This window comes from Cohnella cholangitidis, from assembly GCF_014107495.1.
Lineage (GTDB): Bacteria > Bacillota > Bacilli > Paenibacillales > Paenibacillaceae > Cohnella > Cohnella cholangitidis.
In genome coordinates this window covers 3805810-3823280 of record NZ_CP041969.1, presented here as the reverse complement: position 1 = coordinate 3823280, position 17471 = coordinate 3805810, and the positions used below count along the sequence as shown (strand labels likewise).

At 54.9% G+C, this 17471-nt stretch carries 10 protein-coding genes and 1 pseudogene; 5 read left to right on the top strand and 6 right to left on the bottom strand.

All coding sequences use genetic code 11. The features are described 5' to 3' along the window. Positions 1 to 166 precede the first annotated feature (166 nt). Complete coding sequence (locus tag FPL14_RS17740) at positions 167 to 4144, bottom strand: discoidin domain-containing protein (protein WP_229263559.1); 3978 nt, start codon at positions 4142 to 4144, stop codon at positions 167 to 169. A gap of 335 nt (positions 4145 to 4479) precedes the next feature. Here FPL14_RS17740 and FPL14_RS17735 point away from each other — a divergent pair, with 335 nt between their 5' ends. The 5 genes and pseudogenes from FPL14_RS17735 (at position 4480) to FPL14_RS17715 (ending at position 9212) form a co-directional block, all read left to right on the top strand. Then, complete coding sequence (locus FPL14_RS17735) at positions 4480 to 5181, top strand: peptidylprolyl isomerase (RefSeq protein ID WP_229263558.1); 702 nt, start codon at positions 4480 to 4482, stop codon at positions 5179 to 5181. Positions 5182 to 5313: 132 nt separating this feature from the next. Further along, positions 5314 to 6117 carry an AraC family transcriptional regulator gene (locus FPL14_RS17730; RefSeq protein ID WP_182299036.1) on the top strand — a complete coding sequence of 268 codons (804 nt, stop codon included), beginning with the start codon at positions 5314 to 5316 and terminating at the stop codon, positions 6115 to 6117. Positions 6118 to 6216: 99 nt separating this feature from the next. Beyond that, entirely contained in the window at positions 6217 to 7200 is a 984-nt protein-coding gene (locus FPL14_RS17725) for an ABC transporter substrate-binding protein (protein ID WP_182299035.1), read from the top strand. 4 nt (positions 7201 to 7204) lie between these two features. Further along, positions 7205 to 8229: pseudogene (locus FPL14_RS17720) on the top strand (FecCD family ABC transporter permease). Further along, the gene (locus FPL14_RS17715; protein ID WP_182299034.1) at positions 8226 to 9212 is read left to right on the top strand and encodes a FecCD family ABC transporter permease; all 987 of its coding nucleotides are present in this window, start codon (positions 8226 to 8228) and stop codon (positions 9210 to 9212) included. Before FPL14_RS17720 ends, FPL14_RS17715 begins: the two are co-directional and overlap by 4 nt. Positions 9213 to 9286: 74 nt before the next feature. On the opposite strand, the gene FPL14_RS17710 is transcribed toward FPL14_RS17715, so the two are convergent. The 5 genes from FPL14_RS17710 to FPL14_RS17690 all read right to left on the bottom strand — a co-directional run bounded on the left by FPL14_RS17710 (position 9287) and on the right by FPL14_RS17690 (position 17465). After that, a complete protein-coding gene (locus FPL14_RS17710) occupies positions 9287 to 12241 on the bottom strand; it encodes a cadherin-like beta sandwich domain-containing protein (protein WP_182299033.1) in 2955 nt (984 codons plus the stop codon). A 36-nt stretch (positions 12242 to 12277) separates the two neighbouring features. Beyond that, entirely contained in the window at positions 12278 to 13003 is a 726-nt protein-coding gene (locus FPL14_RS17705) for a superoxide dismutase family protein (protein ID WP_182299032.1), read from the bottom strand. Positions 13004 to 13029: 26 nt separating this feature from the next. Further along, positions 13030 to 13953, bottom strand: coding sequence for a stalk domain-containing protein (locus FPL14_RS17700; RefSeq protein WP_182299031.1), 924 nt, complete (start codon positions 13951 to 13953; stop codon positions 13030 to 13032). A gap of 280 nt (positions 13954 to 14233) precedes the next feature. Next, positions 14234 to 16891, bottom strand: a complete 2658-nt coding sequence (locus FPL14_RS30540) for a winged helix-turn-helix domain-containing protein (protein WP_324617809.1) — start codon at positions 16889 to 16891, stop codon at positions 14234 to 14236. Positions 16892 to 16907: 16 nt separating this feature from the next. Next, the gene (locus tag FPL14_RS17690) at positions 16908 to 17465 is read right to left on the bottom strand and encodes a hypothetical protein (protein ID WP_182299030.1); all 558 of its coding nucleotides are present in this window, start codon (positions 17463 to 17465) and stop codon (positions 16908 to 16910) included. Positions 17466 to 17471 lie beyond the last annotated feature (6 nt).

Here is a 17471-nt window from a genome sequence, read left to right as displayed (position 1 = left end):
TCTCTTCTCCGCTCTCTATCTCTCGGTTTTACGCAAAAGTCAGTTCTTGCTCGGACGATCTATTTTCACGCAATAACGACTCAATATTGCAATAGGAAGCTAGAGAGAGATACAAAAGCCCTTGCCACCGTATCGGCGGCAGGGGCCCGGGCCATAATCGGAACGATTACCAGTTGTTACCCGTCACTCTGATGACGTTAAAGTTCGGGCTTTTGTTCTCGCCGTAGATTGCCGTGATGCCAGGGTTGTTCACTTTGACATTGGTGAAGCTAGCCGCGCCGACAACCGGTCCTTGCCCGTTCTCCGCCTTGGCGACCAGCTTGATGCCATAGCGGCCCGGATTATTGATCGTAATGTTCTCCAGGCGGATGTTCTGCATCGGCAGGTTCTCTGGAGATTTGGATTGGAACATCAATCCGAAGTAGACCGGGTTATTGATATCGACGTTTTTCACAAGAATGTTCTTGAAGACTCGATCGCCGCCGAAGAACCAGATCGCTCCGAAGTTCTGGTGATCGTTGATCTTGTCGTCGGCTCCTTCGCTCGTCCAGAAGTCTCCTCCCGTGCGGTCCAGCGTGACCCCGTCAATGACGGTATCCATATCGCCGAATCCGAGCGTGTTGTAGCCGAAACTCAGGCTGCTGACGGTGAAGCCCGGATACGTTAAAGTATCCGCTCCGTACAGATTCTGGAACAGGTTGTTTTGGCCGCCGTAGACGGCGAAAGCGGCCGCGCGTCTGACGTTGGTCGCGGTGAGGTTGGTATACTGGTTGCCCACGTTGTAGGAGCCGCCCGCATCGATCGCGCTGAACAAGGCGAACGCATCGTCCCCGGCGCCGCGCGAATAGTTATTGTCGATGATGTTATAGGACGAGCCGTTGGTCATGTTGATGCCGTCCGCGAACAGGTTCTTGATCCGGTTGTTCTTGAACGTATTATACGAAGAGTTCACTCCCCAATACAGGCAAATAAAATGCTCGGCCCAGACGTTCTCGATGGTCACGTTCTGCATGCCGTTGCCGTCGATGAACTTGCCGGGACCGTCTTGCCTGTAGACATAATTGCCCCAAGCGGACAAGTTCTTGATGGTCGAGCCGTTAGCCGTGGAGCCGATATTAAATCCGATATCGGTATTCGTCTGGTCCTGCGGAGCCACCAGCTTGGTGTGCCACGGACCCGCGCCGATGATCTCGGTGGCACGGCCATATAAGAAGATCTTGGAGGAGAGAGTCCATTCGCCGGCCGGAATGAAGATCCCCTTCTTGGACGGATCTTGCCTGAATTCGGTCAGCGCTTGCTCGATCGACTTGGTGCCCGACACTTGAACGTATTTGCTCGGATCCGGATTCGAAGCTGCCGGCGCGACATTCTCCGCCTCGATCATGTCCACATAGATCCACGGAACATCCCCCGCGTCTTTCTGAATCTTAATCTTGGTTCCGGCCGGGTAGACTTGATCGAGCATGATCTGCGAATCCTCGTAAAGCCAGTACGCCTTGGAGCCCGAGTTGTTATATCCAAGCTGTCCAAGAGTCGTAGGAGTCGCATAGACGTAGGAGAATTTGGACGTGACGGCGAAGTTGCCTTTGTCCGCGCCGTTCGCGTAAATGCTGATCGTTCCGGCGGTGTTCTCCGCAACGGCGTTGCGAAGGACGAAAGCGTTGGCCGGCGAGGTCAGCGTAAACTCCACGTATTCTCCTGTCGAATCCAGATAAACGGCCGAACGGCCGGAAGCTTCGCCCGCAAAATCGCCCGGCGTAAAGTTCGGAGCCAGCTTCGTGCCGTTGGTGCCGTTCGAAGAAGACTCGGCTTCCATGATCGTAAACGGCATGTTGGCGCCTCGGCCGGAATACAGGCTTGATGTGCTAGAGTTGTTCGATTGTTTGATAGCGACCTCGTTGGCATCCGCCGCAACCGTTGTCGTTACCGTGTAACTGCCATTGACCGCCGTCCATGTGCCTAGGGCGACGTTGACCGATGCTCCCGCGGCCAAGGATCCGTTGTAAGAGCCGTTAAAGGTTTGAACGGCGGCTCCCGCCGCGTTCTTCAACACGGCGGTGATGCCGTGAGCGCCACCCGCGGAAGCGATATTCCCCTGGTTTTTGAGGTTCACGGTGAAAGTCACGGTATTGCCGGCGCTAGGATTGCCTGGAGTCCATGAGGCGGTTCCGATCAAGTCGGAGCTTTGAACCTGGCCGACGACAAGCGGCGAAGACGAGGTGAAGCCGTTGTTCGAATTGTCGGTCTCGACAACGGCATTGCTCTCGTCGACCTTGGCCGCGGCGGAATAAGAGCCGGCGTCCTTCGGTCCGACGTTCGCGGAAACGGTCGTCGATGCGCCCGGGGCAAGAGCCCCGACGGAAGCCGTTCCGGCAAGGACGTTGCCCAGATAGAAGTTCACGCTCGTAGCCGGGGCTGCCGCTGAGCCGGAATTCATAACGGTCGCGCTAAGCGTAAGGGCATCGGTCTCCACCGGAGAGACGGGCGACCACGATAGGCCGGTTACCGTTAAATCCGGATTGGGCGCCGCCGTGCCGATGATCTGGAATTCCGCGACTTGCCCGCCCGGTGCGCCGGAGTTGGAGGTGAACCGGAGCTGCACGCTGCTCGCCGTCGCGCCGACGGGAATCGTAACGGTGTTTTGCGTAGCCGGATTGAACGTATACGAAGCGGCGGAGACCAGGTTGGCGAAAGCCGTGGAATTCTGGTCGCGGCCCAGCACTTGGAACGTCTGCGTGCGCGTCGACCATGCGCTGGAAGGGTTCAGCTTGATTACGACCGACGTGACGTTGGCATTCGCTCCAAGGTCTACGGTAAGCGTACTCGGATGGCCGTTGCCTTCCCAATAGGTGTTCGTATCGTTATCATTGGCATTTGCCGCTACGAAGGTGAATGTCGAAGAGGATGCCGTGATCGGTTTGCCGATGGCCAAGTTCGTATCGTTGCCGCTGCCCGAACCGTTCCGCGTTATGGAATTGCTCGGCGCGGATACGTTGCCGGCGCCGTCCTTGGCGACGACGTAGTAGGTAACCGTTGCGCTTGCGGGTTGAGTGTCCGAATAGGAGAGCGTCGAGCCGTTCACGCTGCCGCGAAGCTGGTTGTTCGCGTAGATGTCGTATCCGACGACGCCGACGTTATCCGTCGAGGCGCCCCAAGCGAGGTTGATCGTGCTCGAGGTTGGCTGAGCGATCGTTAGGTTGGCCGGGGCCGAGGGGTGCTGATTGTCTACGGGGTTACCCGGCACAAAATGAATCCAGTTAATATTGAAGTCGTACCCGCTAGCGTAGACGCGAAGCGTCTGTTGTCCCGCGCTTAGCGTTACGCTTGCGGTGACGGTCTGCCAATTCTGCCAGCCGCCGGTGTTAGGCACCGCCGTGGTCGCCAGCGTCGCAGAACCGGATTGCAGCTGGATCTGGCCCGCGGAGCCGTTGCTGGCTACCCGGTATTCCACGGTGTACGTGCCGGCGTTCTGCACGTTCACGTTGTAATCCAGCCAGTCTCCGACATGGATCCATCCCACGTTAAGGCCGCCCCCGATGTCCGTCGTCGTCTCGGTCTGGATTCCGTTCATCGCGCTGTAGCTTTCCGCTTCGATTTTGCCCGGAATGGCCGAAGGTCCGACCGGGGCAGCCCCATAGATCTCGACTTCGGAAATCTGCGCGGCCGGCCAGCCGGTGTTGGCGGTGGCGTGGATCCGCACGTAGCGCGCGCTGGCTGCGGGGAAATTGATCGTCACCGTATTCGCCGTGTTCGGATTGAACGTATAGCTAGCCGATGCTTTGAGATCCGAGAAGTCGGTTCCGTTCGCGCTTCCTTGAACGGACAGAGTCTGCGTCCGGCTCTCCCATCCGGAGGGCAGCTTCAACACGACTTGGTCGATCGAGACCGCGCTTCCGAGGTCGACCTGGGCCCATTGCGGGAAGGCATTGTTGGCGCTCTCCCAATACGTGCCCGAATTGCCGTCCGTGACGTTGGACACGACATACACGTCGGCATGACCGGATTCCGATACGGGTTTGCCAGCGGCAAGATTCGGTCCTCCGGCCGCAAGGGCTGCTTTAGGCGCTCCAATGGAGGTAAGGAATGTTCCTACTATTAGAGTTAAGATGCAAATATAGGAGGTTATTCGTCCTTGCTTTCTCATAAAATTCAATCTCCTTTCAAAATAGAATCTGCTCGCGTACGAGCCTTCCAGCTGTTTTCCTCATCCATCCCGCCCTGTCTTTCCATTTTTATTTACCAATGTAAGCGATACCAAATTATTGGACACCCCTCCTTTTTTAGCGATTATTAAGTATTGCAATGTGATCATAAGGCAGGTAGCACTACCAATTGAAGGAGTGATTCTATCGAATTCATGTGCGGGATTACGAATGGGTTCGGCGGATGCGGGGGTTTGGGCCGTACGCGCGGTGGTGGATTCCTCTTCAAGCAAATGATATGATACGAAGGGATATAGAGGACAAGGGGGATCCGCAATTGAAATCCGCAACAAAAAGCTTGGCCGTATCTCTTCTTACGATAATTACGCTTCTGTTGATCGTAACGGGATGCGGAAACAAAGAAAAAACAAACCAATCATCCGATGCAGCGGCCACAGGCAATGGCGCCGCTGCACCGACACAGGAGGCTTCCCCAATGAACGGAGTAGACACATCCGGCGATAACCCGATCGTTACGATCGAGATGGACAGCGGCAAAATCATCACAGTCGAGCTTTACCCTAAAGTCGCGCCGAACACGGTGAACAACTTCATTTCCCTCGTGAAAAAAGGCTTCTACGACGGCACGATTTTCCACCGCATCATCCCCGGCTTCATGATTCAAGGCGGAGATCCGGAAGGAACGGGCATGGGCGGTCCGGATTATTCGATCGCCGGCGAATTCACGCAGAACGGCTTCGAGAACAACTTGAAGCATACCGCGGGCGTACTCTCCATGGCGCGCGCGCAAAATCCGGACAGCGCGGGATCCCAGTTCTTCCTGATGGTCGCGGATGCGCCTCACTTGGACGGAGCTTATGCGGCGTTCGGCAAAGTGACCGAAGGAATGGACGTCGTGAACGAGATCGTAAAATTGCCTAGAAACGCTAACGATCGTCCGAACACGCCTCCTGTCATGAAAAAGGTTACCGTGGATACTCGCGGGGCCGATGCTCCCGAACCGGAGATCATTAAGTAATCCCCCTCTGACGCGTTACTCGGGGGCCATACTATCGAAGGAGCGGGAACTCCATTCCCTCCTCGGCAGCATGGCCCTCTTTTCATATTCCCAAAACGATAACGAATTCGGCTACGAAGGGATTCACGCCATATGAGCTTTCAGCAGCTTCTATCTATCATACCTATCGTGGAGCATGTCGCTTCTTACGCTTCTTCCCGGAAGATAGAGTGCAGCCCGGGCACCCATGTTCTTCTCGTCGTTCGGCTTGGACACGTTACGATCGATTCTCCGGACCAAGAACCTCTCGTCTGTACGGCGGGCTTTGCTTGCCATCCCCATTTCGCGCCCTATACGGTCCATGTTCCCAAAACAAAAGAAGCCGAGTATACCGTCATTACTTACCGAGTGCTGCCCGAGAACAGCCTATGGACGCTTCACGGTCCGCTTAGCACGATTAGCGCCATTAAAATTCATTACATGCTGGACGAACTTATCCGCACGATCGACCAAATTCAAGCCGGCTCGGAGGAGGAAGCCGCTTCGCACCGGTTCCGAATGCGCGCCATGCTGGAGCGGGTTCTGTTCATTTTCTTGCATGAATCCCGTATCAAAGATAAGCAGCAATCCACCTCGGAGACGATCGACGAGACTCTCTCCTACATCAACGAGCACTACATGAACAAGCTGACTCTTCCGATGATGGCGGAACGGGCCGGATTAAGCGAAGGACATTACACCGTGCTGTTCAAGAAGCATACCGGAACGACGATGACCCGGTACTTGCGCCGCATCCGAATCGAGAAAGCGAAGCTGATGTTCCAGCAAACCCGTCTTTCCGCCAAAGAAGTCGCCCACAACTCCGGCTTTTCCGATTATTTTCATTTCAGCCGGGTGTTCAAACAAGAAGTCGGTTGTTCCCCTGCCGCTTACTTGCGCAGCTTGACCGAAATCTAAAAATATAACATGTTTAATCTGAATATTAGATATGGTCTCTCCGCTCATTCGTGCTAAAATCAATTGAGAATAATAATCATTTGCAGGGGGAATCAGAAAATGCAACATCTGTTCAAACGCATGCTTAGCGTATCCTTAATAAGCCTATTGGCCGTCGCGCTCGCCGCATGCGGCCAATCCAACAATAATTCGTCCGAATCCGCATCCGCTCCATCCAGCCCGGCCGCATCGGCATCCGCATCCGCGGCCCCGAATGAAGGCTCGATCACCGTCGAAGACGCGTTAGGTACCGTAGTGCTTCCCAAAGCGCCTGAAAAAATCGTGACGATGGAATTCGGGTTTGCGGACGCTCTGGTCACTCTAGGCTTGCAGCCCGTAGGCGTCGCGGACGACGACGATTCCGCGCTGTTCATGGATGCCGTCAAAAGCCAACTGACGAATTACAAATCCGTCGGCTCCCGTTACGAGCCGAATATCGAATTGATCAGCTCGCTTCAGCCGGACCTGATCATCGTGGATCTGAACAAGCACAAGGAAGCATTCGAGCAATTGAAAGGCATCGCCCCTCTGCTCGTGCTCGACGACTTCCAAGCCGATTACGATCAAATGCTCAAGAACTACATGATTATCGCAAAAGCCGTAGGCAAAGAAGCGGAAGGCACGAAACGCTTGGAAGAGCACCAAGCCAAAATGGACGCCGCGAAGCAAAAAATCAAAAACACCGATTTAAGCGTTCTGCCGGCGGTCGTCAATCCGAAAGGGTTCTTCGCCCACTCGGATCATGCGTATACGGGCTCTTTCCTCGCATCGTTAGGCTTCAACGATCCCGTGAAGGACGAGGCTTCCTACCCGCAATTAACGCTGGAACAACTGGTCGAGACGAATCCGGGAGCATTGTTCTTAATGCCGACCGAGGAAGTTACGATTATTAACGAGTGGGAAAAGAACCCTCTGTGGAGCAAAATCGATGCCGTAGCCAACAAGAAAGTGTTCACGGTCGAGAGACGCGACTGGTCGCTTGCCCGCGGACTGATCGGTTCGGAGAAAATGATCGAGGATATCGTGAAAGTTCTGGGAGAATAATCTCATGTTTAATCGTAGTCGCAAGGAGAAGCAGAGCCGCTTAGGGTTTCTGCTCTTCCTTTTTTCCGTTACGTTCGCCTTGCTGATCATCGGGTTGATCTGCAACTTGAAATGGGGATCGGCGTACGTGTCGTGGCGCACCCTGTATGAAGCGGTCACCTATCAAGGAAACGACAAAGAGCATTTGTACGTGCAGACTTTACGGCTTCCTCGCGCGTTGATGGCTTGCATGGTCGGTATCCAATTGGCATTGGCAGGGTTATTGACCCAACTGGCGACGAAAAATCCGCTCGCTTCCCCGCATATATTCGGAATTAACGCCGGCGCGGCATTAGCGGTCGTATTCGGTTTGGTCGCGGTAGCGGGGTTCTCCCCCGTCGACTCGATCCTGTTCGCGTTCGCCGGCGCCGCCGGAGGAGCCGCGCTCGTCTGGTCGCTGGCCGGTTCGGGACAAAAAGCGTACGTAAGATTGGCACTGGCGGGAATTACGATCCATTTCCTGCTATCTTCGCTTACGGAAGGGCTTGTCATCCTCAATCAGGATTCCACGGACAGCATGATTTTCTGGCTGGTCGGGTCGCTGAGCCAAGCCGTATGGCGCGACGTGTCGACTCTCCTCCCGTTCTTCGCGGGCGGGCTGCTTGCGTTCGCCTTCATGCTCCCCTCCTTCCGGCTGTTGCTGCTTGACGACGAGATGGCGGCAGGGCTAGGCGGGAGGATGGCGGTCATTCGGGGGATCGGCATCGCGCTCGTTATCGTTCTGGCCGGGTCGGCGGTCGCCTGTGCGGCCCGATCGGCTTCGTCTGCCTCATCGTCCCGCACATTGCCCGGGCTTTGGCCGGCAACAACAGCCTGGCTATTCTTGCGCCGTTAACGGGATTATTGGGAGGCGTACTGCTCCTATTCGCGGACTTCCTTAGCCGGTTCATCGCCTTCCCTTACGAATCGCCCGTTGGAATCGTGACGGCCGCGATCGGAGCGCCTTTCTTCATCTACTTAGCACGCAGGCAAGGCGGTGCCGCCCAATGAAAAGAAGCATCGCGCTTATCGCCGCGTTCGCTCTGATGGTCGTGCTGGCCATCGCGTCCGTTCGCGTCGGAGCCGTCCCCGTCACCTTCGGCGACATCTGGTCCACTTTGACGCACGAACAGAACAAGTCTTTCTATATCATCTATGAAGTCCGGATGCCGAGAATAGTCGTCGGCATTCTAGCCGGATTCGGCTTAGCCGTGGCTGGAGTGATCCTGCAAGGCTTATTGCGCAATCCGCTCGCAAGTCCCGACGTTATCGGGATTACGAAAGGGGCCGGCTTCACGGCGGCAATGGTCATTTTCCTCTTGCCGAAAACGCCTAGCTACGTGCTGCCGATAGCCGCTTTCCTAGGCGCGTTCATTGCTTTCGGTCTGCTGCTTCTGCTCAGCCGCAGGCTGACGTTGTCGCCGGCTTCCTTGGCCCTTGTCGGCGTAGCCATCGGCGCCATCTTCCAAGCCGGCATCCAGTATCTCATCGTCAAGCATCCGAGCGATATTAATATGGCTCTGTTGTGGATGGCCGGAAGCATGTGGAGCCGGAATTGGGATGACGTGCTGTCTATTCTGCCATGGATCGCGCTGCTCGTGCCCGTCGCGTGGCTGAACTTCTCCAAACTGAACGTATTCCAGCTTGGAGACGAAGTCAGCTCTTCGCTCGGACTAAGCGTAATCCGGCAACGGTTCTGGCTGCTGCTCCTCGCGGTTGTGCTCGCGGGCATTTCCGTCTCCGCGGTAGGAGCGATCGGCTTCGTCGGCCTAATCGCTCCGCATATCGCCCGCAGCATCGTGGGCGGCAGGTATCAGTGGCTGATCCCGCTTGCCGCGCTCATCGGAGCCGATCTTATGCTGCTAGGCGACTGCCTCGGCCGAATACTCATCGTTCCTCGGGAAATTCCCGTCGGAATCATGACCGCCGTCCTCGGCGCGCCATATTTCGTTTATTTGCTACGCAGAGAGCGCTTGCGGCGCGGCGGCTCTTAGTTCTCCGAACAAGCATAAGAGGCTATCCCCAGTCTGTTCGGACTGAGGGGTAGCCTCTTCTCTTACTCGAAGTCCTATTTGCCTTGCTTGTTCAAATAATCGTTGATTCTCACGAGAAGCTCCGCCGCTTCGGCGCGGGAGAACATGCCGTCCGGGTTAAACCGGTTGCCGTTGACGCCCTTCAGCAATCCCGTTCGCTGCATGGCCGCAACGTAAGGCTTAGCCCAACTCTGGATCGAAGCGTCATCGTCGAAGGTCGTACGGTCCGACGACTTCGTCTCCAGCTTAAGCGCCCGAACGAGCATAACCATCGCTTCCACGCGGCCGATCGTTTCCAACGGACGGAAGCTTCCGTCGTAGAAGCCGGTCACGATCTTCTGCTCATAGGCTGCCCCAACCGCGGCGTTAGCCCATGCGGGCACTTTATCCGCGTCCGTCAATTTAGGAGCGGCTTTAGGCTCCGGCCAGCCGAAGAACCGGTACATGAACATCGACCACTCTTGACGGTTCATGACCACATACGGTCTGAAGGAACCGTCCGGGTAACCTTCTACCCATCCTTGTTTTGCCGATTCCAGAATGCTGTTTTTCGCCCAATGTCCTTCAATATCGGAGAAGTTTACCGTCGGTTTATCCGGCTGCTTAGGAGGAGCCGCGCGATTCACCGTAACCGTGTAAGTGGTCACAGTACCCATATCGCTCTTGACGACGATCTTAACGACGTTCGCTCCCTGCTGCAAACTCACCTTCGCAGGCGATCCGTCTTTCTGTTCCGTACCGTTAACGGTTACCTTCACCCGGTTCGCGTCCGTTGCTTTGATTTTGAATTCCACGGACGCGACGTCATGCGCGACATCCATCGAGTAATCCAGCACGGTCGAAGAGAAGGCCGGTTTCAACGTATAAGGAGAAATGTCCAGCGAGTTCAACGTCGTAGAAGGCGCGCTCGCGCTCGATCCCCCGCCTCCGCCTCCGCCACCGGAGCCCGGTCCTGGTCCTGGTCCCGGACCGGCCGGGGCATTCGCGCGAACGAAATGGACGGTATACGCCTTCTCGATCCCCTCTTGGGTACGAACCTTGAAAGAGAACGCATTGTCGCCGACCGCGAGCGGCCCGACCGTTATCGGCGCCCCCGTGCCCGTCTGGTTGCCGCCGGCGACGACCTTCGTTCCGGCGCCGTATAGGGAAGGCGTAATCTGCGCCGTTACCGTATCGTAACCGACGTTAACGGTGTATTCAGTCACGAGCGGGTCGAATGCCGGCGCAAGGGTGCCGCTTACCGTCAAGCCTTTCAGCTCGGGGCTGGATCCGCAGTCGATTCGGCATTTCATGTACATTGCGTACGGGAAATCCCCATCGCCGTCATCGCGGGTCGAATCGTGGGAATAGAACAGCGTCTTCGTTCCGTCGGAGCTAAGAACGCCTAAATTCAAATAACTGGCCGGATTTCCGATCGTCTCGGTTTCGATCACGGCGTCTTGCGGGATGTAGATCCGTTCGGAGTAACGGCTATCCAGCGATAAAGAGACCGGCTGATCCGCGTTGTGGTAGTAAGCCAATATCGTAGTGCCGTCGTCGCTGAGATCCTGATCCACATAGAAAGCGTTAAGGCTACCGTCTCGAACTTGCATCAGCTGGCCCGTGCTTGCTTTGTAACGGTAAATGCCTACGCCGTCCGCGAACTCGCCGCCTCTCACGAAGGTAACGATCTCTCCGTCCGCGCTGATGTCCGGGCGAGCGGCGTAATCGCTAATGAACTTCTCTTCGCCGGTCGTCAAGTCGAGCAGAAATACTTCGCGGTTGGACCAGAACTCGTCGGGTTCCGTGCGGGTGTACACCGCGAAGCGTCCGTCGGATGACACCTTGAGCTCCTTGATCAGCGTTCCCGGCCCTTCCTCCGTCACCGAACGCACAATCTGCGATTGGCCGGTCGCGACCGAGTAGCTGCGGAATTCGATCGTCCTGACTTGATTCGCGTCCTCGCTCATCACCGCGTAAAATACTCTTTCTCCCTTCGGATCGATTCGAAGCAGAGACGCATATCGATTCTCGACGGCCGAATCGTAGATTAAATCCAACTTGTCCGTCGACCGATCGTAGACGTATATCTGTTCGCCCGTCATGGCGGCCACTCGCGCGCCTTCCCGGCTTAAGCTAAGCTTCTCGGGTCCCCAAAGGTCGAGCACGACTTTATGGTCCCAAGCGTTCGTTCTGCTATCCCAGAAGATGATTCCTCTCTGCGGCCCATCGATCTCGTACGCCGCTACGAAGCCGTCGGGACTAAGCGCGAGCGTGTTAGCCGCCACGAATTCGGGATCATGAGCGATGCGCAGACCGGCTTGGATCGTAGCTGCCCCCGCGATTTGCGGCGCCGATTCGTTGCCGGCCGCGTCCAACGACACGATTTGATACGAATAGGAGGTTCTCTCCGTTAACCCCGTATCCATGAAGCCGAACCGCGGAGGATCATCCGGTTCTTTGGGCGGCAGCGGTGCGTTAACGTCCGCGATCGCGGCCCCGTTGCGGTAGATCCGGTAGCCGGTCGCGACTTCCGGTACGTTCCAGCCCGGAATCCATTCCAGCCAGATCGAATCGGTACCTCCTGATCTCCATCTAACTTGTTCCGCCTTCGCGGCGGGAGTCTTGTCATAAGTGACTTGCACATGATTTCCGTCGATATCTCCGTCCGCGTTTACCGATTTCGCGTAAAACTCGTGAAGCCCCTCGGTGGTCATGACGTACGGCACTTCGAACCGTCCGCTATCGGGATCCGCGGCAGGCGACCCGATCACCAGTCCGTCCGCATATACGTACACGGCATCGGTCACGCTTGGATCCACTTTTCCTTTTATCGTTAGATTTGCCACATTCGTAACCGTTGGCTGCGGATCTAGCACCGGAGCGCTAGGCACGGCCGCCACAACGGACGGAACCGGGGCAACCGCCGAGACTATGATCGATAATGCCAGAAACAGTACAAACATGGTTACTAAGCGATTTTTACTCCATAAATGGAATACTGCATTCACTGGAATGGCCTCCTATAGGAATGAAAAGGGATAAGTTCAACGAATGTTGCCGCCAACGATACGGTCTCCGGAATTACCGGACGGATCGGTCTTATAATCATCTTCGGTAGCGTGAATCATGATCGACTTGCCCCAGATGGAATCCGCGCCGTCTTTCAAGATCGAAAAGCCCTCCAATTCAATGACAGCACTCGCTTTCCCATCCGCACCGGCGGTAAGGTTCGGGATATCTCCCATGTGGTGCCCTTCCGGATTGTCGTGGCCGTGCTTCTTCGCATGCGGGTTGTAGTGGCCTCCGGCCGTTTTGAAATCGTTGTTCTCGAAGTTTTTCTCGTGAATATGAATGCCGTGCTTGCCCGCGGTCAAACCGGACGCTTCGATCTGTAGCCGAACGCCTTTGTCCCCTTGGGATAACTTCGCGTTGCCCACCGTCTCGCCCTTAGCGTTAACTAGCGGAATAACCGTCTCGCCGAGGTAGATCGACTTCGTAGCCCCGTCCCAGTAGATCGGCTGCCCGACAAGCTGCCCTGCCAATCTTAATGGAACGTAGGTCGTGCCTTTGTAGACGATCGACTCGGGAACGAGCTTGCCTTGATTATCGAACTGTCCGTTCGTCGAAGAATGGTCCGTTCCTTGCACGATGAACCGAAGCTTGTCGAACGACACGGAAATCAGATCGCTTTGGGCTGCCATGGAAATGCCGGAGAAGAACAGCGAGCCGCATAGGAACGCAGCTGCCGCAACTTTATAATTTTTTTTCATGGATAAAATCCTCCCTATATTTTCAATTAAAATTTCATAAGAGATTGATCAGCGACCGTAATGATCGTGATTTTACCGTGATATCCCTTGTTCAGCACCCAATCGCTGGATATCAAAGGGAGCGCGTTCACGCTGAGGCTTGGCACCTTGTTGAGGAACGCCGATTGCTGGCCGTCGAGCTTGACGATTTTCCCGTTCGCTTTGACGTTGCGGGTGCCGACCTTGTTCTCGATCTTCAAATTGTCTTTGACCGCGACGAACGTCGACGTCTTGGCAGTCCACGTGTATTTGAAGCCCAAGGCTTCCATCAGGCTCTTAGTCGGCAAGTATTGGTAGCCGCTTGAATCCGATACTTTTGCGTTCACTCGTTTGCTGTTCACGAACACGTAAATGCCAGCCTTCGTAATTTCCGACGCGTCGTTCACTCGCTCTCCGTACAGGTAGTCGGTCGTTGCGCCTTTGACGCCCTTCATGCTTGCCCCGGCCGTCAGCTCTATCAAGCTCGGGAATTCCACAGTCGCCCATTTCGATTCACCGGGCTTCAATGTCGAGTCCAGCTTGACGTAATGAACCGCGAGCGAGTTGAACCCTTTATCGGATAGCTCGATAGCCGTCGCCGGCGTACGGATGGAATAAGGACTATTGTTCTGGAACAATACGATCGCCTTGAAATGCGGTTCGTTGATCTTCGCGTTTTCGGCGACAGCCTCGAACTTGACGATCTTGAACGTAAGTTCGTCCACTTCCATGATCTCCAGATCCTCGAAAAATTCCCTCGGATCCACTTCTTTCCGCGATTGTTCCTCGGCTTCGGGCTCCGCCGTTTCTTCGGCCTTCACGACCGGTTGAGCGACTTCGCCTTCCGATTCGGCGAACGCCGAAGAATAGACGGCTAGACTGCACATCAGGGCAATTAGTACAGATAGAGCTCTTTTGGATATTCGTTTCATGATAAATCTCCTCTCTTCATCTCGATTACATTTCAATCGTAATGCAGGCATTTGAAGTTCCTGAGAAGAATCGATCTGCATTTTGCGAATAAAATGTGAAGATCCTGTCAGGAAAACTGGATACCCGTTCCTTTCCGTATCTCTCCCAGCTTATCGTAAAATGGAAGTTTTACCTTCTAACGATAGTTATACAAGACGGTTATATCTTTGAAGCAAAACAAAAAGGGATTGCCGGCGGACGAATGTCTCCGACAATCCCTATTCCCGTACCCATTCCGAATTACGATAGCAGACGAAGCTCCCTTCCGCGTTGAATCGCCTGCACTCGGCCTTTCACCTGCAGTTTGCCGTAAATATGATGCAGGTGGAGCTTAACCGTTCCTTCGGTTAATACCAACCTCTCCGCGATTTCCTTGTTAGACAATCCCGTCGCGATCTGCTGCAAGACTTCCCGTTCCCTTGTCGTTAAGGCCGCCGATGTACCGCCCTCGCTCTCTCCGATGGTTCCAGCCGCCGTCTCGCCGGCAACGGCGAGGATCGATCTAACGTAGGACAATGAGACGGTTTCCCGCAACTCCGGCATGTAATGCCGTTTCCTGACTTCGACATATCGCCCGAGAAGAGAAACGAGCTCGGGCATATCCGCGAACGTTCGAAGGTAACCTTCCCTCTCTCCGATCTCAAGAGCTTGCTGCATGTGAAGCAGGCCGGCATAAGATTGATTTTTGCTCTCCAACAAGATAGCCAGCCACGCATTCGCCTCTAGTTCCGTCATTTTCTGGCGCCGCTGCTTGGCCAGCTTGAGCAGCTTCTCCGCGCAGATTAACGCCTCGTCGATTCGGCCTCTTGCGGCAATGGCCCGAATGTACGTAATCGTCTCGGCTTCCTGATTGTCCATGATCGCCGCGTCCTGGGAGAGCTTGCTCTGTCTAACCCATTCGTCCGCGTAATCGTAGTCTCCTATGGATAGCCGACAGTTTACGAGGCGAGCGTTCAGCAAGCCGTACCACGTCGATCTGTCCAAACGGCTTCTCCAAAGATAATTCATCGCTTGAACAAGAGTATCCATAGACTCTTCCGCTCTCTTTTTGGCCCACAATACTCGAGATTTCAATATAACGGCAGGTATATACGCCCCTAAAACACCGTGTTGGAACGCGATGTCTATCGCATATTCGGCATACTGCAATGCCCCATCCAAATCGTTCCGTTCATAGTCGATCTCGCACATTGCCGTTCGTTGGTACGCGCTGAAGGCATGGTGATGGAACCCGTTTCTAACGATAAAGGCATTGTATACCCGATGATAGCGCATCGCTTGCTTGAGCCTGCCGCCGAAACCGAAATATCCGCGAATGAAAGGCACCGTTCCTTCGTTCATTTCGACTCCCCCCCTGACTAACAGAGGCAACTCCTCATTCGGAATATCGGCGCGCGAATGAAACCGTACGATATGACGGTAAGCACTATCGAAATCCCCTAGGAACAAGGGCAGGAATCCTTCCAATATTTCCAGCTCCGTTCGGACTTGCGTATGCCGAGGATCGGCATAAACGCCATCCTCCTCCAAGACCGATCTTAGCTGCGTCAGATGTTGCTTCAGCGATTCGTAATGCCCCAGGAATAATTCCGTCCATGCCTTGACGACCAATAGAGCGGGCCGCTCCGCAATCGAAGGGTTCAGGCGAATCAGCCAGCCGTACAGCAGTGCCGTTTCTCTGTTCTTCAAATACGACTCGGAGATTTCTTGGATCAACGACGAGGCCCTTTCATGCAAGCCCGCCGACAAGGCATGATCGATCGCCTCTTCCATATGGCCGAATTTCTCGAACCATTCGCTCGCCCGTCCATGCAGCGTTCCGGCATCCGAACCCTGCGATTGCCCGAGACGCCCCCGCAGAAAATCGGCAAATAAATGGTGGTAGCGATACCAGCAACGCTCGGCGTCAAGCGGAACGAAGAACAAATTGCCGCGCTCAAGCTCTTGTATGCAGTGCAGCGCCTTTTCCCCGGATGCATCCATGACGGCCGCGCATAGATCGACGTTCATTCGTTCCAGAATGGAGGTTTGGAGCAAAAACTGCTGGATCTCCGGGGGTTGAACCATAAATACCTCTTCCATCAAATAATCGGCAACGAATCGATGATTACCCGTGAACTGCTGCAAAACGTGTTCATGGCTCGCGGTTTGCGATAAAACCGCCAATTGAATGCCCGCTATCCAACCTTCCGCACGGTGGGCGAGCCAACGAAGCGAAGCTTGTTCCTGATCGGCGCCCGTCTGACGCCGCCAGTAGCTGGCGAGCTCGCCGTCCGTGAACTTTAGATCCGAAACGCCGATTTCGATATATTGGCCTTTCGCTCGCAATGCGCCGACCGGAAAAGGCAACGTTCTCCTGCTAATCAAGACGAGGTGGATTTGCGGCGGAAGCCGTTCAAGAAAATAAACGACGGAACGGTGCACCTCTTCGGACTCCATGACGTGGTAATCGTCAAGAACGAGCACCACGTCTTCCCGTACGTCGAATAGATCGTTAATCAACCAAGATATCATTTGCTCTACGGACAGTTTGAGCGAGGTTTGCTGCAGTTGTAGCGACAGCGCCTTCTGGCCGATTTCCAGTTCCAGCCGATCAAGGGCCGCCGCTACGTACCCCCAGAACCGATGCAGATCGTTATCGCCCCGATCAAGCGAAAGCCAACTTGCCTTGATTTGCCGCTTGCTGATCCAATCGCTCACCATCGTTGTTTTTCCGAATCCCGGAGGCGCGATGACGGTCGTCAGCTTGCACAGTAACGAAGCCGAAATTTTATCCATTAACCGGTCGCGAGTCAGGTGGCATGAAGATTGCAGCGGAATGTTTAACTTCGTTGATAAGATCGGATGCTGAAGCACCGGCTCTATCTCTTTAGCATGCGATCTCCGATTCAATGGCATAACCGTCCCCTCCCATCTACCCCTGATTACGAATTTCCGGAATGACCTCCGTCACCATCTCGACCGCGATCCCGACCATCAACACGCACGCCGGAATGCCTAATAATATAAAACACGCATAAGCGAATCTGATCCGTCTTTCCCGTCTATCGTTCACCCACTTCCCAATGAAACGAACGCAACGTGCCAACGTTATCCCGCCTGCAACGAATACCAAAGAGAATAGAGGAACGCCGATATAGGCTTGGGGGCCGAACAACTCCCCTCCCGGATTAGACAGAAAGAATGGAATTCCGTAAACCGCAAGGACGAGAACTCCGAACAAGAATCCTTTGGCTAGCCATTTTCCCGGCAAGAACCGTTCGACCAACGCATAGAAGACGCTATTTGCCAAAGTAAAACCAACCCCGATCAAAGCGATGAACAGGGTTCCCTCCCAATGAAATCCGCTAGATAGCTCCGGATGCGCCAATGCGATTATTTTCATAACGACTCGCAGCAAAAGCCCGAAGAGTAGTCCCGTTACGATCGCCGCGGCGAACGATACGCCGAATTTCTCGAACCAATAACCCATCTCATT